We start from the raw sequence: 20,318 nt of genomic DNA, 5'->3' as shown, positions 1-20,318 counted from the left end.
CGTACCTGCATCAAAAGAGGTTACGTAATTCAGCCCATTTTTCAGGCTGTTCCCTTCTGGGGCAATGCTGCTAATTGGTTGCAGCCCCATGCTAATCCATTTAATCGCCTAAACCCCGCCACTCGTGATGTTAAAATACCTGTCGAAGTAGGCCATCAGCTTCGCCAGCACCGTTTCCTTCTTGCGCATCCTGTCGCCGGTGGGCGTAAACCGTGATACCGGGGGAAGGATGTTTGCAAAGGCCGTTCCTGCCGACTGAATTTCGCCGTTCTTGAAGGCATTGTTGATAAACGTATAGGTTTCCCCCTCCTTCAGGTTCTCGTCTGCGATGATCTGATCCAGCTCGGCCTTCTTTTGTTGTTTCACATAAGCCAGCCACTCGTCATCTACGTCTGAAGCAGGGGTTAAGGAGGCTACAAACTTCTCTATCAGCTCCTTTTTGTTCCTCAGATCAATGCTGGAGTCTATGGCCCTGGAGATACTTAATGCCAGCTCCTTATCCTCCAGATGGCTATCACGGTATTTGCGGATCAGCATCAGGATATAATCGATATTGATCTCTACCTGCTTGATCAGCTCCATTTCGAAAACGATGTCATCATTCACGTTCTCGCTATCGCCCCTGCCCACATTTCGAAACTCATTATACAGCTCGATGTACATGCTGTGGTAGTCCTGAAAATCGCGCTCGCTGAGTATTTCGTTGCCTTCAAATTCGTCAAAGGATCTCAGGATGTTCAGCAGCTTCAGGATGTTTCCGTACAGGCGGATGAACTCCTTTTTATCTTCTTCGCCCAGGATACGCACGCCGACAGGAAACTTTTCGAGCAAGCGATGTACCAGCTCGTAATAGCCGGGCACCTCCTTTCTTTCCTCCTGGTATCCGTGGTAGTATTCGGCGTAGGTTTTGAGCAATACAATGCCCCGGGCCTCCTTATTACCAAACAGGGCTAAACTCTTGTTGGTGGCTTCCTCCAGGTTTCTGAAGCAAACAATGTTACCGAAGCTCTTCACAGCATTCAAGATGCGGTTCGTTCTGGAGTAGGCTTGCAGCAGGCCATGCATCCGCAGGTTCTTGTCCACCCACAGGGTGTTAAGCGTGGTTGCATCAAAGCCGGTAAGGAACATGTTCACTACGATCAGCAGATCGATCTCCCGGTTTTTCATCCGGAGCGAAACATCCTTGTAGTAGTTCTGGAACTTGTCGGGCGAGGTATCGTAATTAGTTTTGAAAGTTTGATTATAGTCTTCTATCGCCCTATCCAGGAAGTCGCGGTCGCTTGCACTAAGCCCTTCGGTTGACTCCGAATTCTCATCCTCGAGCCCGTCTTCTTCATCGTTCTGACCAAAGCTGAAAATAGTAGCCACTTTCAGGCGCGCCAGTTCGGGGACCTCTGTTTGCTGGCGCTTAAACTCGTCGTAGTACAGGCGGGCGGCATCAATAGAAGCCACGGCAAAGATGGAGTTGAAGCCGCTGAGGCGTATTTTCTCTTTCACCTCCTCAATCTTGCTGCGGTCTTTTGCCGAAGCCACTTCATATACGTTCATCAGGGCCGTCATTTGATAGGGTTTGCTGTTGCGGCTGGTCTTCTGATCGAAGTGCCTCAGTATATAAGCGACGTTATTAGCTATGCGTTGCGGAGCCATCAGGGCCCTGTCCCGGTCAATATCCCTTACTTTCCTGTCTTCGATGCCTTCCTTTTCCTTCATGGTGCTGATGTAGTCAACCCGGAAAGGCAGCACATTTTTGTCGGCTATGGCATCTATCACCGTATAGGTATGGATGGGCGACTGGTGCAGGGCGGCCGGGCAGTGCGTGGGCTCTCCATGCAGGTAGCAGCCAAACGCCTGTACTGTTGTTTTCAGGTGCGCCTTGCCTCCGCTGCTGGCATTGATGGCGAAGATGGGCGTACCGGTAAAACCGAACAGATAGTATCTTTTGAAGCTCTTTGTAATGGCCTCGTGCATATCGCCAAACTGTGAGCGGTGACACTCATCAAAAATGAAGACCACCTGTTTGCCATATATGGAATGGCTTTTCTGCTTCTTGATCAGAATAGACAGCTTCTGAATGGTGGTGATGATGATCCTGGCATCCGGATCGCCGAGCTGCTTTCTGAGTACCGCCGTATTGGTATTGCTGTTAGCGGCTCCGCGTTCAAACTTGTCGTACTCCTTCATCGTCTGGTAGTCCAGATCTTTGCGGTCTACCACAAAGATCACCTTCCCGATAAAAGGCAGCCCGCTCGCCAGTTGAGCGGTTTTGAACGACGTAAGTGTTTTGCCGCTTCCCGTGGTGTGCCATACATAGCCGCCGGCGTCTATGCTTCCGTATCTCTTGTATTGGTTTGACACGTTGATCTTCCCCAGAATACGTTCGGTGGCCACGATCTGATAGGGGCGCATCACCAGCAGCAGCTTATCAGACGTGAACACGCAGTAGCGGGTCAGGATGTTCAGCAAAGCATGGCGGGCAAAGAACGTTTTACCGAAGTCCATCAAATCGAGAATGGGCTTGTTGCTGGCATCAGACCACCAGGACGTGAACTCGTAGCTATTGCTGCTTTTACTCTTTTTGGAGCTACTCTCTTTGCCTTTCTCCCGGATATGGGTGTAGCGGGTGGTATTGCTGTAGTATTTGGTCAGAGTGCCGTTAGAGATGATGAAGAGCTGCACATACTCAAACAGGCCCGTGCCTGCCCAGAACGACTCGCGGTTATAGCGGTTGATCTGGTTAAAGGCTTCCTGAAGACTAACGCCCCTTTTCTTGAGTTCTATATGAACCAGCGGCAAGCCATTTACCAGCACTGTTACATCGTAGCGACTGGGGCGCCTGCCCTCCTCTGTTTCATACTGATTGATCACCTGCAGGCTGTTGTTATGGATGTTCTCCTTATCGATTAAGCGGATGTTCCTGACAGAGCCGTCATCGCGGTGCAACAACTGAATATAATCTTCCTGAATCAGGGTAGTTTTCTCTTCAATGCCGCTATTGGCATTAGCCAGTTTGCCGCTGAAAAAGTCTTTCCACTCTTTTTCGCTGAAGCGGTAGTTGTTCAGCGTCTCTAACTGCAAACGAAGGTTATCGATCAGGTCCTTTTCTTTAGCAATGGGCAAAAAGACGTAGGCCTGCTGCTCCAGCAAAGCGATGAACGCCTTTTCGAGCTCGGCCTCGCTCTGATAAGACGTCTCTCTTTTGAATCCCGATATGTATTCGGCAACGACGGTACTTTCGCTGTTCTCTGAAATAAGGCTGTACTCTTTCATTCCTGCTCTTTTTTCTGAAGGTGTATTCCTTTCAAATTAAAGAATTTTTAAGATTCGGTTCGACAGGAAAGTATCTATTCAGCGGAATGCTCCGTTCGGCACCCCGATCATTTCAACCTTCCTGTCTGCTATTTTCGTCCGGAATTATTGCTTCTGTTTAAACGTCAACAACCTGTTCCGGTAATGCTCATACTGCTGCCTGCGGGCTGCTATCTCTGCCGGCAGGCCTTTCGATATGTCGTTCACCAAAGCGTCGAACTGGTCTAAGATGGTTACAATGCGCTCTTGCTCGGCAAGGGGAGGGATGGGAATTCTTGCTTTTTTTAAGTTATCAGTATAGAGCCGGGATATTGTTCCTCCCGTATCCGTTTGCCATCTAACAACCTGATAGTAATGCATTAAAAACTTGTTTAAAACAAATTTTTCATCATTATCTATCCAAACGATATTACTATCTTGAAAATATGCATCTTCCCCATCATAAACGACAGTTCTACCGATCGTTCCCGACGCTGAAATCAAGACATCACCTCTTTTAGGAAACGAAAAACGTTTCTTAAAGTCACTGTACAAGGCACTCGATATGAAGGCATCTGGCTTCTTACCAAATGTTCCTATCTTATAAAACGGGATGTCTCCCGACGACTGAGTTTGGTCTTTGAATATTCTCTTGCACATACAAACCTTTCCCACTTCTCCCAAGCTCTTCCATTCTACATCTTCACCTTCAAATGCGAGCAGTTTATTCCGGTAGTATTCATATTGCGCGGAACGCGCCTCCAGCTCCGCCTCCAGCTCCGCCTCCAGCGCTGTAAAGCTGTCCAGTATTTTTACGATCTCTTCCTGAATGGGAAGCGGGGGGATGGGGATTGGATAATTTTTGACTTTCTGTCCGTTGATATTTGATTGACTACCCTCACCTAACGATTTTAGATTTAGATATTCATTACACAGCCAGTAGTAAACATATTTGAAGTCGGCCGTAGATTCATTGATCTGAAGATTGCAACAAGCTTGGTTTGTTGTTAATGAAATCCGGTTGACCGCCACTTTTGCTGCTGTTGCGCCATACATAGCAACGATTACACAGTTTTCCGGAATCCAGGTAGCAGAAGACTGCCTCAGGCCGTCTTCTGTAATTGTAACAGATGTCGAATAGATATCGCTCCAGTTTACTTCCTGCGTTCTTAACCAAGGTATCGAACCACCATAGAACTCTCTTCTACCCGTAGATGGAGTACCACCCGATACTATACGTTTACAGATATCTCCAATCCTCTTCCACTCCACTCCCTCCGGGCACATTTTCTCTAGCAACTCATCTATCTTACTCATAGTTTCCCCTCCTTTGTTGTTCGGTGGCATCCAGATTATAGAACTTAGTATCTTTCGACTGTGTTTTATCGGCTATAGCGCCGTGTGGAGTGGTTGTTTCCAAAATGGAAATAACCATGTTTTCCTCAAGCTCTCCTTCTTTAAAAATATTCTTTAAATGTTTGCTGATGGCCGGCACCTGTACTCCAAACAATTCAGCCATCGCTTTCTGCGTCAGCCAAATAGTCTCATCCTTTACCACCACATTTATTTTTGTATTGAATTGTGGTGTACTGTAAATTAAAAACTGTAATTCCTTATTCATGCTGCTGCCTTTACTAGCTTTCCAGATCGTTGACAATAGCATCAATGGCAGTCCGTAATTCCTGCTGTCGGGCCACAATTTCCGCGATGCGCTGGTTCAGCTCCGCTATATCGGTCTCCACTTTGGTGTTTTCCTGTTCTACATAGCTGCTGACCGCGATGTTGTAGTCGTTTTCGGCAATGGCGGCATTAGGCACCAGGTGCGCAAAGTGCAGTTCGTCCTCCCGGGCTATAAAGGCGTCCAGGATTCTCCTGCGGTTCTTTTCAGAAAGCTTGTTCTTATTTCCGCCGCGCACAAACTCTGCAGAAGCATCAATAAACAAAGTAGCATTGTCTTTCTTGCTCTTCTTCAGCACAATGATGCAGGTGGCGATGGTGGTACCGAAAAACAGGTCGGGCGGCAGCTGTATCACCGCGTCTATGTAGTTATTGTCAATCAGGTATTTGCGGATCTTTTGCTCAGCCCCGCCCCGGTAAAGCACGCCTGGAAATTCAACAATGGCGGCCGTTCCGCTGGTAGCCAGCCAGGAAAGCATGTGCATGGTGAAGGCCAGATCGGCTTTGCTCTTTGGGGCCAGCACCCCTGCAGGGGAGAAACGAGGGTCGTTGATCAGCAAAGGATTGGCATCTCCCTCCCACTTGATGGAATACGGCGGATTGGAAACGATGGCATCAAAAGGCTCGTCGTCCCAGTGCATGGGGTGAAGCAAGGTGTCACCATGGGCGATGTTGAACTTCTCGAAGTTAATGTCGTGCAGGAACATGTTGATGCGGCACAGGTTATACGTGGTGATGTTCACTTCCTGCCCGTAGAAGCCCTGGCGCACGTTGTCCTTCCCTAATACTTTAGCAAACTTCAGCAGTAAGGAGCCAGAACCACAGGCCGGGTCGTACACTTTGTTCACCTCAGTGCGGCCCACTACCGTAATTTCGGCCAGCAGCTCCGATACTTCCTGGGGGGTAAAAAATTCGCCCCCCGATTTACCGGCATTGCTGGCGTACATGGTCATCAGGTATTCGTAAGCATCGCCAAAGGCGTCAATGCTATTGTCCTGGTAGTCGCCCAGTTTCAAGCCCGCAATCGCGTTTAATATCTTCACCAGCCGGGCGTTGCGCTGCTCAACCGTTCCGCCCAGCTTATTGCTGTTTACATCTACGTCGTCAAAAAGCCCCTTCAGGTCATCTTCGCTGTCGGTCCCTCTGGCTGATGCCTCAATGCCCTTAAAAATGCGGTGCAGGTCTACGTTCAGATCTTTATTGCCAGCCGCATTTTGCTGCACATTCTGGAACAGCTCGGAGGGCAAAATATAAAAGCCCTTTTCGTTCAGCGTGTCTTCGCGGCCAAGCTCCGCCTCCTCATCACTGATGGCGGCATAGTCAAAGCTGCTATTGCCCGCATCGCGTTCGGCCTTGTTGATATGGCTTGTCAGGTTTTCAGAAATAAAGCGATAAAACAAGATCCCCAGCACATAGGACTTGAAATCCCAGCCGTCCACACTTCCTCTCAGATCGTTGGCAATCTGCCATATGGCGCGATGCAGCTCATCGCGTTCCTGTTCTTTAGTCATTCACTATCTTATTTTGAATTTTGTTCTTAGTATGGAGCCTGCTATTCCTCCAGGCTGCGCCTGATAGAATAGCAGGCGATAAAACTACATAATTTTGGGAAGACTATGATGCCCTGAACCTGTCGCGCAGCAGAAGCATGGCCTGGAACAACTCTTTCATCGGGAGTTGCCCTGTAGACCGACAGCCCGCGTTACAGACAGGTTTAAAATAACAGCCCCTGAAATTTCATCCTAATGCTATTTTAGACGCACTTACAGGAGCGGAATATGAAGACGATATTTGATTTTAATCCAACAAATGAGGAGATGTTTGATCTCTTTTCATACGACAAAGACGCCAGAACTCTGATTTGCGGCTTCTCTGTGTTACCAGTACCGCTCGAACGTTATCAGGAATCCGCTTCAGATAAAGGAAAAATATTTGACATCGCCTTGCTGCTGGAACACAGGAACGACCCTAAGGCGAAGAAATACTGGGCTAAGATTCCGGATATCGAACAACAGTATCGGTGGGAATTTGACGATCAGCAGATACCTGTTTAAAGGGCAGTCGCCCGCAACACCCTTGCCTTGGGTTAACGCTTCCCACTATCAAGGCGCGTTCGGGACTTAAATGGTTGCGTAGCGCACAAAAAAAGAAACCCTCCAGATAACATAATCTGAAGGGTTTTCCTTTCTTGTGGAGGCTACTGGATTCGAACCAGTGACCCTCTGCTTGTAAGGCAGATGCTCTGAACCAGCTGAGCTAAGCCTCCATGTACCCCGTCTTTGGGCGCACAAACATAGCATAAAGTTTTGAATGTTAAAAATATTCTTGACAGAAAGTACACAGCTGGCCTGCGGCTAAAATGCAAGACAATGGCGATCAGCTACTTTAGCAAACCAGCCGATTCGTCTCATAGAGCAGACTTTCGTATTTTTACATTATGAAAGGTTCACACATCGCGAATACTATCGGCAAAAGCATGCGAGCAGAAAGAAAACTCCCGAAGACCGTACTGTTTTTATTGTCTTTCCTGGGAGTGTTTCTGTTAAGCCCGCCGGCGAGGTCTCAGGCACAGCCCCGCGTAGATACTTTAAAATCAACGAAGTTTGAAAGGAAGCTCCAGTCAAAACAAGAACACACGCTCTTAGATGCTCGCACTCCGGCTGAGTTTGCAAAAGGGCATATAGCGGGAGCCGTCAACATAAATGTAAAAGACAGTACCTTCTCTGCCCAGATCAAAACCCTGGATAAGAGCAAACCGGTGTACGTGTATTGCAGAAGCGGAGTTCGCAGCGCCAAAGCAGCAGAGGTCTTAAAAAACGAAGGCTTTGCCCAGATTTATAATTTAAAGGGAGGAATTCAGGCCTGGACAAAAAAAGGGCTGCCTGTATCCGACTCAACTAATGTATCGAAGAACGACAAGAAGTAAAACGAGAGTCCCCCCGCTGATCAGTGTCCATTCAGACACAGACCCGGGTTATAAACCGGAACATTTGACTATCCCTTACAACCTTCACCAAACCTTTTATATCGAAAAAAAGAACAATTAATTCTAATGAAACCATCATGTGCTCTTCACACACACCGAAATGAATAGAAACTTGATGCTCATAATAGCTTCATTGCCATTAAAAACTAACTTTCTGTGCGGTTCTAAACTGGGTAGCTTGTAGGACACTAACCTAATGGCACGCTTTAAAAATGACCGACATGATAGTTCCAAAAATTGCGAGCCTGACCAAGCCGAACAATGCCTCTGAAATCATCGCCTTTCCGCTTTCTTTAGATATTCCCTTAATATCTTCTAGGGTTTCTTTCGCCAGTGCAATTGCTTGTTTTCTAGCATTTGCCATCCATTTCCTTAGGGTTTCGTCCTGAATGGTGTAGTCTTGGTCTTCGTAGCCCTTTCGAAATCCATGTGGTTGGTTGCCAGTTTCTCCCTCGAATGCCCCGGAGCGTCCAGAGAATGCCGCTTGTTTATGATGTTCTTTATATCTTTCATATTCCTTATCATATCGCTTCCGGCCTTCCTGGTCCTTAAGAACCAGATAGGCCTCATTTATAAGCTGCATTTTAGAGGTAGTGTCGGTCCCGGCATTTTTGTCAGGATGCCATCTTAAAGCTTGCGTCTTGTAAGCATCTTTTACGGCTTCGTCTGGAGCATCACTTTCCACACCGAGAACGGCATAATAGTCTACAAACATAGTTAGTCTTTCTTCAAAGTCTTGTTCGTGTCTTCCGTCTTATTGTTCGAATTGTACCTCCATATTGCTGCGATGCCGGCAATAATAGCTGGCATGATTACAAAGGCGCTAAGGCCCCCTGTCGATCCGCCACTTGCAGTTCTTATAGCTCCTACTAACATGCTGCCACCGCACAAGATTGCTATCGATAAAATTATTTTAGTTAGTGCTTTCATAATTTAGTGATTAATAATTCTTATTAGATAAAGTATTAAGAGTGATATACAAAAGATTAAATACAAGACATATCTTGCTTTTTTTAGCCAAAGCCCGTGTATCGGCACTACAAGTATTTCTGTAGCCAGTATCGGAAGAAGAAAAACGACAGTCGGGTTTAAACTTAATGCCTTTGAGTATTGTGCATGAAGGAGGAAGAATGTAGCTCTCGTGAAACCACAGCCTGGGCAGTTAAATCCAAGTAACTGTTTGTGTAGACAGTAACTATTTTCACTGAGGCCTGTGGTAAAGAAACGCTCGGGTAAAAAATAGAAAGCTGTAAGAAATGGAACGGCGAGAATAAAGCACATCTTTCTAACCTTACTTTCATTATTGCCTATCCTATCTTCCGATAAGTTAAAGGCTCTGGTTATGCAGCTTATGGCTCGCACACGTCCGCTTAAAAATTTATAAAGCCTTCCGTTTTCTAATGCCCTTCTAAGATTCCTCTAACGCTTTATATAAGTCTTGTTGCCGCTGCTGTTAATGTAGTACTGGCCGCCCCGGGATCCGGTGTAAACAGTTCCTGTTGAGGGGGAATAAGTGCTCGGACATGGACTTGCCTGATAGTAAGTATTGACAGAAGGATAGCCAGGCGTACGAACGCTGGAGGCCGGAATGGAATAACCGGTATAAGGGGAGCTCTGGTACGTGCTTTTTGTATCGGGTTCAATATAGCCCGGTTTGCCGGTATAAGGATTCACGTTAGGCCTCGTCGTAAAGTTGTCTCGGTTGGTTTCATTCTGAACCGTTTTATAGTGGCCGGCCACAAAAGAACCATCCTTCCTGAAATAGCCGGATACATACACCTGGTTCGGATTAACCTGTGCGTCAACGCTGCAAAGAAAAGTAAAGATGGAGAGTACGCATACTGCTAGAAATTTCATTCCTGATAAGTTTAGTGAATAATTCGTTTATTGCTACTGATACGCCGGGAGGCTCGATAAGTTGCAGCCGAAACGCTAATGAGGAAAAAATTAACCGGGTGATGGGGCTGCCACTCCAGCAATCGGAAACCGGCTTTCCGTAGTCCTCAATATGTTATACTGATTAATTGCGCTGAAGAAATAGCTTGTATCTGCGACTTTCTACCTTTTCGAGCGTATTAGGCTCCAAAGGCTCATCTGTATAGTGCGAGCCTCTAGTATAAACTTTACTCTCTTATCAATTCAAGCTATCGCGTGCTTTAGGCAAGTGGGAATGAACAGACCTTGCTTCACATGATAGCTTCATTGCCATTAAAAAACAAATTATTCTAATGAAACAATTTATTACACTAGCCTGCCTGCTTTGCCTTATTGTTATTACAACGTCTTGTGCTCCGGCAGGCCACACTTCACACGAATATGGCTTCTTTTCAGGCCTCATTCATGGCATCATGTTCTTCTTTGCATTGCTCGGCAAACTCTTTGGATTTCATGTCGGCTTATATGCAGAGAACAATACAGGCTTCTTCTATTGGCTGGGGTTCATTATTGGAATTGGAGGACTTGGCGGCGGGGGCGCATCTGCAAGAAGATAACGGGCGCTAATATTTATGCGAATGAATCTCAGTCTTGTTCGCGACATGCCTGAGACATGCCCAGGACATGTTTGCCTCCGAATCGACGTTCACACAACATCCCTTCAACAATCCTTCGGTAGCGCTTCGATGGCGACCAAAGAACTGCCGATGCGTCGTTGAAGCGCCGTAATGAAACAGGTACAGAAAAGGCGAACATGTCTCAGAGCATTCGGAACATGTCTCAGACGATACCGGCCTGAAAACGGCAACAATGCTTCATGAATTGCCCGCCGGCAAAATCCCCTGCAGCAAAACCCATAATAGGCGGGCACGCCAGAAATTGAACTACTATTAAGCAAGCGGTGGGTTGGATGACAGATTCCTGGTGGTCTTCAGAAAACCACTCTGCACAACGACGTACAGGATCTCTTTTGTGGGAATTACTGGGTTCGAACCAGTGACCCCTACCTTGTCGAGGTAGTGCTCTAAACCAGCTGAGCTAAACTCCCGTGAAGTAAAAAAGCCTTTCAGTATCCGCTGAAAGGCTTTCCTTTTCGTGGAGGCTACTGGATTCGAACCAGTGACCCTCTGCTTGTAAGGCAGATGCTCTGAACCAGCTGAGCTAAGCCTCCTTTTCCCTTTTAAAAGCTTCGTTGCTTTCGTTTGGGACTGCAAATATAGACTACTGCCTTATTTTTGCAAAATAAATTTTCACTTTTCGCGCAACGACCTCGGCTACAAATATTTAGTCAACTCCGGATCGGTCGGTTTCACATTTGACCGAAAGCGATGGATTAGCTTACCGTTCTCATCAATGAGAAATTTCTCAAAGTTCCATTTGATGTCCCCTGTAAAATCGGGGTTGGGAGCAGCAGTGAGGTATTTGAACAGCGCGTTCATATCGTCGCCTTTCACGCTTACCTTCTCCGCCATCAGAAAGCTCACGCCGTAGTTCTTCTGGCAAAACTCCTGGATATTTTCATTAGTACCAGGCTCCTGGCCTCCAAAATTGTTAGCGGGAAAACCTATTATAACCACCTTATCTTTGTACTGCTGCCACAGCTTCTCCAGATCGGCGTACTGAGGCGTAAAGCCGCATTTTGAGGCAGTGTTCACGATCAGGATCTTCTTGCCCTTAAACTGGCTTAAATTGACCGACTGACCGTCGATTCCTGTTATCGTAAACTGGTGAACCGACTTAGGCGGCAACGACAGAAGAGTAAAGAGTAACAATGCTGCGATTTTCATACTATTCAGAGTTATAACAACAAACTTAGCAAATAATGACACGCGCGCTGCCCGCTATGTTCGGGACGCAGTGAAGTTTTACTTCCGTTATACAAATCGCGTATATCCGGTCCGCTCTACGACTCTCCTCTCAGGTTAAAAGACCCCTTCAACTTATCCTTGCTACCGGCCCGGCGGCAGCATGAGTGTGGGTTTAAAAAAACACTTATGAGCTACACACTATATCGGGGATGCAAGCTGCTAGAATATTCCTCCCGGCCTCTTAAAAACAAATACCCCTTAACAAAAAAACCGCCCCGGATCTCTCCGGAGCGGCCAACCTAACTCACTAAACATTACTAAACCAGATCTTTAAGCCGGAAGCTTTCCAAAAATCTTTTCTATTACCTTTGGAAGATCATTCACAGCCTTCTCGGGGTTATTAACCTCGCCTTTCGCTACGCCTCTCCATATTACCCTGGATGTGTTCCGGTCGATGAGGTCAATCACGATATTTCCTTCTTCAAAAGCGACTTCCCTCTCGTCATTTCCTACATATACGGGAAACGGACGGGTGTACGAGTAATAAAATACCCGGTACCCCCGGTAGTACGCCATGCGGGGAACAAGATAAGAAGGGGACTGGTAATAAACCGGTGCGCTGATCGCACGCGTCTTGTCCTTCACCATCGCCGTGTACCGGATCAGCAAATCGGGTTTTTTGGTATCCAACTGCATTCCGCGGTTGCTTAACACCTGGTTGGCCGACTCGATGATCCTCTCCTCAGCAACGCTGTTTTCATAATACCCGTCCGCCTTCAGCTCGTTGCCGGGCACCCATGCATAGGTATGGTATTTCGAAATATCAGCCTTCTTACTGCCTACTGCGTAATAGTTATAGGAAGAACAGGCCGACAATATGGTACTTGTGACTAATAATAATAACAGCAGCTTTTTCATCTTTTTCTACTTTCCTTTCTTCACAACAAAAGCACTGTGGAAAAAACACCAGAAGGGCGACCTGCAGTCGGTGGGGAGACCGGAAGATCAGCGTCTGGAATTTTTATCTGTGCGTGTGTACCAGTCTAAACGCACAAAACATGCCGCTTACTACCTCACTACGAGTTTGTTACATGCGGATGACACCGGGAAAACAATGCAGAAAGCGTATAAAGGCAGGAAGCCCGGCCTCAAGCACATATAAGGCCCGGAGCTTCCTGCAGGAATTTTAGGAGAGATACTTGCCAACAATAGGCATACGACGGCCCATGCCGAATGCTTTGGGCGAAACACGCAATATCGGAGGTGTCTGGTACCGCTTAAACTCGGCCTTATTAACCATCTTAATTACTTTTCGCACCAGTTCTTCATCGAAGCCCTGAGCGATAATATCGCGCGAGCTCTTCTTGAGCTCTACGTACTGATATAGAAGACTGTCAAGAACGTCATAATCTGGCAAGGAGTCACTGTCTTTTTGTCCAGGTCTTAATTCAGCGGAAGGCGGTTTAACAATACTATTCTGCGGAATGATCTGGCGCTCCCTGTTGATATGATTGGCAAGCTGGTACACCTGGGTCTTATAAACATCCCCCAGCACCGAGATGGCTCCTGCCATGTCGCCGTATAATGTGCCATATCCAACAGCACACTCGCTCTTGTTTGAGGTATTGAGCAGGATGTATCCGAACTTGTTTGAGAAGGCCATCACAATTATAGCACGGCAGCGCGCCTGGATATTTTCTTCTGTGACATTGAACGGCAATCCTTTAAACGCAGGTTCAAGCATATGCTCAAAGGCGTCTGCAGCTTCCTTGATCGGCACTACATAGTGGTTACAGCCGAGATTTTCTACCAGATCCATTGCATCTTTAATGGAATGATCAGTGGAGAACCTGGAGGGCATGAGTACCGCGGTTACGTTTTCAGGGCCGAGTGCTTCTGCTGCAAGCGCGCAAACGACAGCAGAGTCTATTCCTCCGGAAAGCCCAAGTACTGCCTTGCTGAATCCGGACTTACCGAAGTAGTCTTTGATACCAAGCAGCAGACCCTGATGGATCTGTTCAATATCGGGCCAGGGGCTGTATGGGACGGGCTGATGCCCGAGGATGCGCCCCCCGTTAAATTCATATACCCGTAGATCTTCTTCAAAATACTTCAGCTGATCAAGCATCTCGCCGTTTTCGTTGAAGACAAAGGAGCCCCCGTCAAAAATGATCTCGGTCTGCGCACCAACCTGGTTTACGTACAACAAGGGAAGATGATACTTCCTGCTGTTATCGCTCAATATCTTAAAGCGGTTATCGTCATGATTATAGGCAAATGGAGAAGCTGCAATGTTGATCATCAGATCGGGGCTTTCAGCAATAAGCCGATCCATTGGAGCGGTGATATACAGCGGATTATCGTTAATATTCCAAAGATCCTCGCAAATAGTGAGGGCGATCTTTTGTCCCATAAACTCCACACAGCTAAACTCGGGCGACGGCTCAAAGTACCGGTACTCGTCAAAGACATCATAAGTGGGCAGGAGAGCCTTATTGACCGTCGCTTTAACCTTGCCGTTCTCAATGAAACAAGCAGAATTGAAGAGATCTTTTCCTTCAATGCGCGGATTCCTGGTGGGAGTACCCACGATGCAGGCAATGCCCTGGCAAGCCTCCGCAATCCTGGCCACTGAATTCTCGCAGAGTTCAACAAATTCGGTGAACTCGAGAAAGTCGCGGGGCGGATATCCGCAGACGGCAAGCTCAGCAAAAACGACCAGGTCTGCCCCTTGCGATTTTGCCTTTTCTATCGTCTCTATGATCTTCTCTGTATTTGAATCGAAATTACCAATGTGGTAGTTTAACTGACCCAGCGCTATCTTCATTGTAATTGCCTGTTATATATTTCAAAGTTTAAATAAAAAAATGTCTGGTACGGCCGGTAAGTTTCGGTGAGCAGGGCTTATCTGGAGGGATAAGAGCTGACCGGACAGCCTTCATCCTCTCCGGGATAAAGCGGCTATAGCGGAAGACTTCAGTCCTGGTAACGAGGAGGCGAAAACCTCGCTCCTGCACCTTGCCGCACTGTTACAGACCCTGCTAAAAAAACACGCCCAGCGTTAGCGCCAGGTATGAGTTTTTCATTCCCGGATTGCCCGAAACCACCTTTGTAAAGCCATTATTATAGGTCAGGCCGGTAAGAATACTTAAATTGTCCTTAACTGCCCATTCGGCACCGGCTCCGGCAACGAGACTCAGCCTGAACGTATTCACGTCGTCAATACGTGCGTTATCCGTCTCTACTGGTGTTTCGCCAAGCAACTTAGAAGAAGAAGTACCTTTGGCACTCGTCTTCACTCCCATGCCCAGTCCGAACTGCCCATAGAATCTGCCCATCTGATTGGGATTGCTCTTCAGCTTAAGAGTCAGCGGCACATCAATGTAGCGAATCTTATATACGTCGCTATAGTACGTATTGCCACCCTCCGTACGAGAGGTCTTTCCATTGACAGAAGTCAGGGTAAATCCGGTAGAGAAGTAATAATTCCTGGCAAAGCCGAGGTCAGCCAGAACGCCATAGGAGAAGCCGGTTCTGACGCCGTCATTTGACACGCCATTTCTGTTGTCATCTACCGAAAACCATGCGATATTTGGCGATGTTGTAAAACCAAGTTGGAAGTTATCAACGGTCGACTGTGCTTTTGAAAAAAGAGGCAACAGCGCTACCGTAAGGATAAAGAGTTGTTTTTTCATACTTTAGCTTCAGTTAATAAAACATGATATTCAAAAGAAGTTTTCAAATCTACTCGTTTTTTTTTATTGCCCTGTTATTTACCTGTTGCAAGAATAAGAAGAGCGTAGATGTAAGCAATATTGACCTGCAGATTAAAATTGAGCGCTTTGACCGCGACATGGGAAGCCTGAATTCTTCCAATGTGAGCCGGAATGCGCCGCAGCTTGCCAGGAAGTATGGGATGTTCTATCAGGATTACATGAGCGGGATGTTAAGTGCAGGTGCGGCAACCGACACGGCGTATTATCAAAACCTAAGGGCGATCCTCAGCAATCCCGACTACAAGGCTCTGCAGGCGGCTGTGAATGAAAAGTTTAAGGATTTGTCACCGCAGGAGCAGGAGCTGACCGACGCCTTTAAGCACGTCAGGTATTATTTCCCTAAACAGCCGGTTCCGCGTGTTATTTCGTTCTTCTCGGGCTTTGCCGTGCAGGTTCCGGTGGGCAATGACTACATCGGGATAGGGCTGGACATGTTCCTTGGCGCTGACTCTAAATTTTACCCGGCACTGCGCCAGAGTATTCCCCAGTATATCTCCCGGCGTTTTACACCTGCTAACATCACACCAAGAGTAATGGAGTCGTTCCTTCGGGAGGACATGTTTCCGGAGCCCGACTACCTGAAGACCTTCCTTGACCGGATGGTTTACAATGGTAAAATCATGTACTTAATGAGTACCGTGATGCCGAAGGTACCCGATTCAGTAATTATCGGATACACAGAGGCGCAGCAAAAATGGTGTGAGAAGTATGAGGCAGACGTATGGGGCTTCTTCCTGCAGGAAAACCTGCTGTATGAAACAGACTATATGAAAGTTCAGAAGTACCTCTCTGAAGCACCTTTTACGCCCGGCATAGGCAACGGAAACGAGTCTGCACCCAAGCTGGGCATCTATGCAGGGTGGCAAATTGTAAAAAGGTACATGGAGGAAAACCCCGAAGTCACTCCCTTACAGCTCATGGAGGACAGGAACTATCAGGAAATCCTGAATCGTTCCCACTATAAGCCCAAGTGACCTTACATTTCTTTCGGTGATTTATCCTGAACGGAATCCGGGGAGAGGCTGGCTACTTCCTTTACGCTTGCTTTCCCATCCCGGCCAAGACCTCCTGAGAAAACGCGGCCGTTAGGAAGCTGGCTCAGAGGGCGTCCCGGTACGCCGCTGTTTAATCTGCTGTAAACAGCATAGAGGTCAGTCTGGGCATTGGTAAGGTATCCGCCGGCTCTTGTATTGATCTCGATATAACCTTCTTTATTTGGATCGCTGAGCTGTGGTTTGATCCCTCCGGCCAGGTAGTTAAGCGTGACCTTTCCCCCATCCCCGTTGTCGTACTTCCGGTTTGACATCTTTGCATCTAAGCCGGGGACATCAATCACAAGGTGCTTCAACTTCGCGAAGTTCGCAGAGAGCGTGAGACTGGTTCCGTTATTTTTTCCGTCATTCCCGCTGAGGAGGCACTCCTCGCCAATAGATGCATAATTGAGCACAAGCTTCAGCTCCTTCTTTCCGGGAAATAAAAGGGAAGACCGATCGGCCATGATCAGGGTGTCGATCACAATAGTTGCCATCGAATCACGGCCCTGAAAAGTATATTTCTGTCGCTTTTTCAGCACCAGCTTCTCTATCTTCTGTACGTTCCTGTCACCCGGCTTTTGGGCAAACGCAGGCAGACAGAACAGGGCCAGCGCAAAAACAAGTAATCTCTTCATCTTCATAGTATTATACTAACGACAAAGAGATTAAATTAGTTTGCCTGGGGCAACATTGGGCCGGCTGGTTTGAGGAGAGCTCTTAACGAAGGATGTTGTATACCGACTTTAAGCTGATAGCAATACCAACCACGGTGATCAGGTTAGACACCAGGTCGATCATCGTCCAGTCGCCAAGAAAGCGAAGTACCACTCCTACCATAATCACGATAATACCGAGCGTCATTAACGTATAGTGGGCCGGATTATTCGCATTGTCGCTGTGATTGCTTCTTTCGAAAGTTTCTTTTACGTTTTCCATTTTTTATTACTACTGGTGCTAAGTTATAAAAATTCCGGCAATCCCCTAAGTGCGGGTTCTAAAACGCCGGATGATGATAAACAATTAAGAGAGGCCGCTGGTTCTTACAAAAACAAAGCGATCTAAAAGACGTCTTTAAGGAAGACATGAACCTCAATAACCTGCGGTAGTGACGCCCTTAAGGCTCTGCCGAGAAAACGAATGATCTGACAACAGACAAGCATCTTAAAAAAACAAGGATTATGGCCAAGTACTCGAAAGAATCTCAGGAAAAGGTAGAAGAAGTTATGCACGAAATGAAAGAAGGCAAGCTGAAAACCGGCACGGGCAAGAAAGTGACGAGCCGGAAACAGGCGATTGCAATCGGTCTTTCTGAAGCACGGGAAGAGGGCGCTAAGGTTCCTAAAAAGGGCAAAAAATGAACCGGCAACAGCCCTGATGCTCATTGAAGATCAATCAAGGGCGGCTGCCGGCTCTGCCAAAGGGATTAGCTGATCACCAATGCGTCTAGTCTTGCGCTGATAAAGCTCAGCTCGGAAGCTGACAGTCTGATATCAATTGCGTGCGCATTCTGAACAGCTTGTTCGGCGTTGCGCGCTCCCACAAGAGCGATTGTAATGCCTGGTTTCTCTACCGTCCAGCGCAGCACCAGCTGACTGAGAGAAGCGTTCTTCTCCTCTGCCAGCGGTCTCAATTGTTCAAGGAAAGCATTGACGGAAGCGATGTTTTCATCCTGAAAGAACTTATGAGCTGCGCGGTGGTCGCCTTCTGAGAACTGATGCCCGGGCTTCATCTTTCCGGTAAGCAATCCGCGCTCAAGAGGACTGTATGCCAGGATCGCCTTGTTAGCAGCCAGGCAATAAGGCACGACAACCTCTTCGATACCGCGATTTACCATGCTATAAGGCACCTGATTGGAGACCAGCTTTACCGCCTTTTCGGCAGTCTTCATTTGCCCGGCATCATAGTTACATACGCCGGCGTATCTCACCTTTCCCTGGTCGATCAGCTGCTGTACCGCCTCCATGCTCTCTTCTATGGGCGTGGTCACGTCGGGCCAGTGGATCTGATAAAGATCAATATAGTCGGTACCAAGCCTTTTCAGACTATCCTCGCACTCTTTTATAATACTGTCCTTACCGGCGTACTTGTAAATATCGATGTCCTGCCCTTCATTGTTCTTGCTCCTGAAAGCAAGGCTTCCCTTTTGCAGATCCCAGCGCATTCCGTATTTGGTCAGGATCTGTACTTTGTCGCGGGGAAGTTCCCTGATGGCCTCACCAACTATTTCCTCACTCAGGCCCTGTCCGTAGATGGGCGCAGTATCAATGGAGGTCACGCCAAGATCGTAGGATGCCTTTATTGCGTCTACGGCATCCTTTCGCTCGGTACCGCCCCACATCCAGCCTCCCGCGGCCCATGACCCAAACGTGATAACCGATAGCTCCAGATCCGAATCTCCTAATTTTCTGTATTCCATACTATTTTATAATTTTTAAGCTGTTTAATGATGGCACTAAGTCCCTTTTGACCTTGTCCAGCGGCTCAGGCAAGGTGCGCTATTTACGCCGAAGCAGCTGCCATAACATAACACACAATGTTATGCTTTAAGTTTCAGAAATGCTGCACTGCTTCTTCACGAGGGTGTAATATTAGCGGCGTTCCCGAGCGGCTTCTCATGAGGAATGCCTGCTCAAGCCGTAAAGCCGCGGGACATCTAATATGGCAAACACTTGCTCCCTCTCGTCTTTGTACCCCCGGGCTGGAAGAAGAACTAATGGCCGATCTTGTGTATATCCATTGCAAATTGCAGGACCGGAATCGCTTGTTCTCAAGCCTTTAATTTATCAATTATATACCAAGCAAAAAAAGGAGGCTATCCTTTTTGGGGACAGCCTCCTTCTGTTTTACCTACTAATACTTTTTTATCCGTTAGAGAGCGCCGCAGCACCACTCACAATCTCTGTAAGCTCAGTCGTAATAGCAGCCTGACGGGCCTGATTGTACGACAGGCGAAGTGACCTCAGCAGTTCTCCTGCATTGTCAGTAGCCTTATCCATAGCAGTCATACGGGCACCGTGCTCTGAAGCATGCGAATCAAGCACAGCCTTATAAAGCTGGATCTTGATCGACTTGGGGATCAGCTCGTTCACAATCTCTTCCTGGGAAGGTTCAAGAATGTAGTCAACTTTTGCTGCATGATCTGTAGCTGCCGACTGGTTGTTTTTAGGCAGTGGCAACAGCTGCTCAGTAACAAGATACTGAATACCTGCGTTTCTGAAGTGATTGTAGACAACCTCGACACGGTCGTAATTGCCGTTTACAAAACCCTCCATGATCGATTCTGAGATCCTGGATACGTTTTCAAATGTAAGAGCAGAATATACTTCGTTATTATTGCCAATAACGTTATACCTCCTCTTTTCGTAGTAATCCTGAGTTTTCTTTCCGATTGCCACGATACTTACATTCCCTTTCTGAAACTGCTCGCTGTATTTTTCAGAGATCAGCTGATTTACTGCTTTTATAACATTGGCATTAAAAGCACCGGCGAGCCCTCTGTTAGAAGATACCGCTACGATCAGCACTCTGGCCGGCTCACGCTCCTGAATGTAGGGAGAGGATGAGTCTTCCAGGCTGGCAGAAAGGTTAGCCAGAATATCCTTCAGCTTTTCAGCATAAGGGCGCAACTGAACAATAGCATTTGTCGCTCTTTTAAGCTTGGCAGCCGAAACCATCTTCATGGCCTTTGTGATCTGCTGCGTAGAGCTTACCGACGTGATCCTGTTTCTTACTTCTTTTAAATTTGCCATTATATTCTGTTGTAAGGCAAGCGACCCAAAGGAGATCCCTCACCTTCCGGCCTCTTGCCTATCTCTTG

At 47.2% G+C, this 20,318-nt stretch carries 21 protein-coding genes and 3 tRNA genes; 5 read left to right on the top strand and 19 right to left on the bottom strand.

Annotation, left to right across the window (positions count from 1 at the left end; all coding sequences use genetic code 11):
* Window positions 1-108 precede the first annotated feature (108 nt).
* The 4 genes from ACES2C_RS08615 to ACES2C_RS08600 form a co-directional block, all read right to left on the bottom strand.
* Complete coding sequence (locus ACES2C_RS08615) at window positions 109-3,267, bottom strand: type I restriction endonuclease subunit R (RefSeq protein ID WP_374166544.1); 3,159 nt, start codon at window positions 3,265-3,267, stop codon at window positions 109-111.
* Between the two features lie 144 nt (window positions 3,268-3,411).
* Window positions 3,412-4,602: a restriction endonuclease subunit S gene (locus ACES2C_RS08610; protein WP_374166543.1), complete on the bottom strand. Its 1,191-nt coding sequence runs from the start codon at window positions 4,600-4,602 to the stop codon at window positions 3,412-3,414.
* A complete protein-coding gene (locus tag ACES2C_RS08605; RefSeq protein ID WP_374166542.1) occupies window positions 4,595-4,906 on the bottom strand; it encodes a hypothetical protein in 312 nt (103 codons plus the stop codon). The genes ACES2C_RS08610 and ACES2C_RS08605 overlap by 8 nt, the downstream gene beginning before the upstream one ends.
* A gap of 13 nt (window positions 4,907-4,919) precedes the next feature.
* Complete coding sequence (locus ACES2C_RS08600; RefSeq protein ID WP_374166541.1) at window positions 4,920-6,473, bottom strand: type I restriction-modification system subunit M; 1,554 nt, start codon at window positions 6,471-6,473, stop codon at window positions 4,920-4,922.
* A gap of 267 nt (window positions 6,474-6,740) precedes the next feature.
* Between ACES2C_RS08600 and ACES2C_RS08595 the strand changes: the two genes are divergently transcribed.
* Window positions 6,741-7,016 (top strand): hypothetical protein, encoded by a 276-nt coding sequence (locus tag ACES2C_RS08595; protein WP_374166540.1) that lies wholly within the window; start codon window positions 6,741-6,743, stop codon window positions 7,014-7,016.
* A 137-nt stretch (window positions 7,017-7,153) separates the two neighbouring features.
* On the opposite strand, the gene ACES2C_RS08590 is transcribed toward ACES2C_RS08595, so the two are convergent.
* A tRNA-Val gene (locus ACES2C_RS08590) sits at window positions 7,154-7,228 on the bottom strand.
* Window positions 7,229-7,399: 171 nt separating this feature from the next.
* On the opposite strand from ACES2C_RS08590, the gene ACES2C_RS08585 reads away from it, so the two are divergent.
* Window positions 7,400-7,888, top strand: a complete 489-nt coding sequence (locus tag ACES2C_RS08585) for a rhodanese-like domain-containing protein (RefSeq protein ID WP_374166539.1) — start codon at window positions 7,400-7,402, stop codon at window positions 7,886-7,888.
* A 253-nt stretch (window positions 7,889-8,141) separates the two neighbouring features.
* On the opposite strand, the gene ACES2C_RS08580 is transcribed toward ACES2C_RS08585, so the two are convergent.
* The 4 genes from ACES2C_RS08580 to ACES2C_RS08565 all read right to left on the bottom strand — a co-directional run bounded on the left by ACES2C_RS08580 (window position 8,142) and on the right by ACES2C_RS08565 (window position 9,805).
* Window positions 8,142-8,663: a J domain-containing protein gene (locus tag ACES2C_RS08580; protein WP_374166538.1), complete on the bottom strand. Its 522-nt coding sequence runs from the start codon at window positions 8,661-8,663 to the stop codon at window positions 8,142-8,144.
* A gap of 2 nt (window positions 8,664-8,665) precedes the next feature.
* Window positions 8,666-8,878, bottom strand: a complete 213-nt coding sequence (locus ACES2C_RS08575; RefSeq protein ID WP_374166537.1) for a hypothetical protein — start codon at window positions 8,876-8,878, stop codon at window positions 8,666-8,668.
* 3 nt (window positions 8,879-8,881) lie between these two features.
* Window positions 8,882-9,229, bottom strand: a complete 348-nt coding sequence (locus ACES2C_RS08570) for a DUF2752 domain-containing protein (protein WP_374166933.1) — start codon at window positions 9,227-9,229, stop codon at window positions 8,882-8,884.
* Between the two features lie 138 nt (window positions 9,230-9,367).
* On the bottom strand, window positions 9,368-9,805 hold the full coding sequence (locus ACES2C_RS08565; protein WP_374166536.1) for a hypothetical protein: 438 nt from the start codon (window positions 9,803-9,805) through the stop codon (window positions 9,368-9,370).
* A 371-nt stretch (window positions 9,806-10,176) separates the two neighbouring features.
* On the opposite strand from ACES2C_RS08565, the gene ACES2C_RS08560 reads away from it, so the two are divergent.
* The gene (locus ACES2C_RS08560; RefSeq protein WP_374166535.1) at window positions 10,177-10,440 is read left to right on the top strand and encodes a hypothetical protein; all 264 of its coding nucleotides are present in this window, start codon (window positions 10,177-10,179) and stop codon (window positions 10,438-10,440) included.
* Window positions 10,441-10,856: 416 nt separating this feature from the next.
* Here the strand turns inward: ACES2C_RS08560 and ACES2C_RS08555 are convergent.
* From ACES2C_RS08555 to ACES2C_RS08530, 6 genes are all read right to left on the bottom strand, one after another.
* Window positions 10,857-10,931, bottom strand: a tRNA-Val gene (locus tag ACES2C_RS08555).
* A gap of 48 nt (window positions 10,932-10,979) precedes the next feature.
* A tRNA-Val gene (locus ACES2C_RS08550) sits at window positions 10,980-11,054 on the bottom strand.
* Between the two features lie 103 nt (window positions 11,055-11,157).
* Window positions 11,158-11,670 (bottom strand): glutathione peroxidase, encoded by a 513-nt coding sequence (locus tag ACES2C_RS08545; RefSeq protein WP_374166534.1) that lies wholly within the window; start codon window positions 11,668-11,670, stop codon window positions 11,158-11,160.
* Window positions 11,671-12,021: 351 nt separating this feature from the next.
* On the bottom strand, window positions 12,022-12,609 hold the full coding sequence (locus ACES2C_RS08540) for a DUF4136 domain-containing protein (protein ID WP_374166533.1): 588 nt from the start codon (window positions 12,607-12,609) through the stop codon (window positions 12,022-12,024).
* Between the two features lie 268 nt (window positions 12,610-12,877).
* Entirely contained in the window at window positions 12,878-14,518 is a 1,641-nt protein-coding gene (locus ACES2C_RS08535) for an NAD+ synthase (protein WP_374166532.1), read from the bottom strand.
* Between the two features lie 214 nt (window positions 14,519-14,732).
* Window positions 14,733-15,386 carry a porin family protein gene (locus tag ACES2C_RS08530; RefSeq protein WP_374166531.1) on the bottom strand — a complete coding sequence of 218 codons (654 nt, stop codon included), beginning with the start codon at window positions 15,384-15,386 and terminating at the stop codon, window positions 14,733-14,735.
* Window positions 15,387-15,409: 23 nt separating this feature from the next.
* Here ACES2C_RS08530 and gldB point away from each other — a divergent pair, with 23 nt between their 5' ends.
* On the top strand, window positions 15,410-16,441 hold the full coding sequence (gldB, locus tag ACES2C_RS08525) for a gliding motility lipoprotein GldB (protein ID WP_374166530.1): 1,032 nt from the start codon (window positions 15,410-15,412) through the stop codon (window positions 16,439-16,441).
* A gap of 2 nt (window positions 16,442-16,443) precedes the next feature.
* Here the strand turns inward: gldB and ACES2C_RS08520 are convergent, their stop codons facing one another.
* Both ACES2C_RS08520 and ACES2C_RS08515 read right to left on the bottom strand, forming a co-directional pair.
* The gene (locus ACES2C_RS08520) at window positions 16,444-17,136 is read right to left on the bottom strand and encodes a hypothetical protein (protein WP_374166529.1); all 693 of its coding nucleotides are present in this window, start codon (window positions 17,134-17,136) and stop codon (window positions 16,444-16,446) included.
* Between the two features lie 82 nt (window positions 17,137-17,218).
* Window positions 17,219-17,437 (bottom strand): hypothetical protein, encoded by a 219-nt coding sequence (locus tag ACES2C_RS08515; protein ID WP_374166528.1) that lies wholly within the window; start codon window positions 17,435-17,437, stop codon window positions 17,219-17,221.
* A 242-nt stretch (window positions 17,438-17,679) separates the two neighbouring features.
* Here ACES2C_RS08515 and ACES2C_RS08510 point away from each other — a divergent pair, with 242 nt between their 5' ends.
* Complete coding sequence (locus ACES2C_RS08510; protein ID WP_374166527.1) at window positions 17,680-17,859, top strand: DUF6496 domain-containing protein; 180 nt, start codon at window positions 17,680-17,682, stop codon at window positions 17,857-17,859.
* A gap of 65 nt (window positions 17,860-17,924) precedes the next feature.
* On the opposite strand, the gene ACES2C_RS08505 is transcribed toward ACES2C_RS08510, so the two are convergent.
* Together ACES2C_RS08505 and atpG are read right to left on the bottom strand one after the other, a co-directional pair.
* Entirely contained in the window at window positions 17,925-18,917 is a 993-nt protein-coding gene (locus ACES2C_RS08505) for an aldo/keto reductase (protein ID WP_374166526.1), read from the bottom strand.
* Between the two features lie 445 nt (window positions 18,918-19,362).
* Window positions 19,363-20,250: an ATP synthase F1 subunit gamma gene (gene atpG, locus ACES2C_RS08500; RefSeq protein ID WP_374166525.1), complete on the bottom strand. Its 888-nt coding sequence runs from the start codon at window positions 20,248-20,250 to the stop codon at window positions 19,363-19,365.
* Between the last annotated feature and the right edge of the window lie 68 nt (window positions 20,251-20,318).

This window comes from Arcticibacter sp. MXS-1 (genome assembly GCF_041902385.1).
Lineage (GTDB): Bacteria > Bacteroidota > Bacteroidia > Sphingobacteriales > Sphingobacteriaceae > Arcticibacter.
The sequence above is the reverse complement of the archived record's forward strand: the minus strand, read 5'-3'. Positions and strand labels throughout refer to the sequence as shown.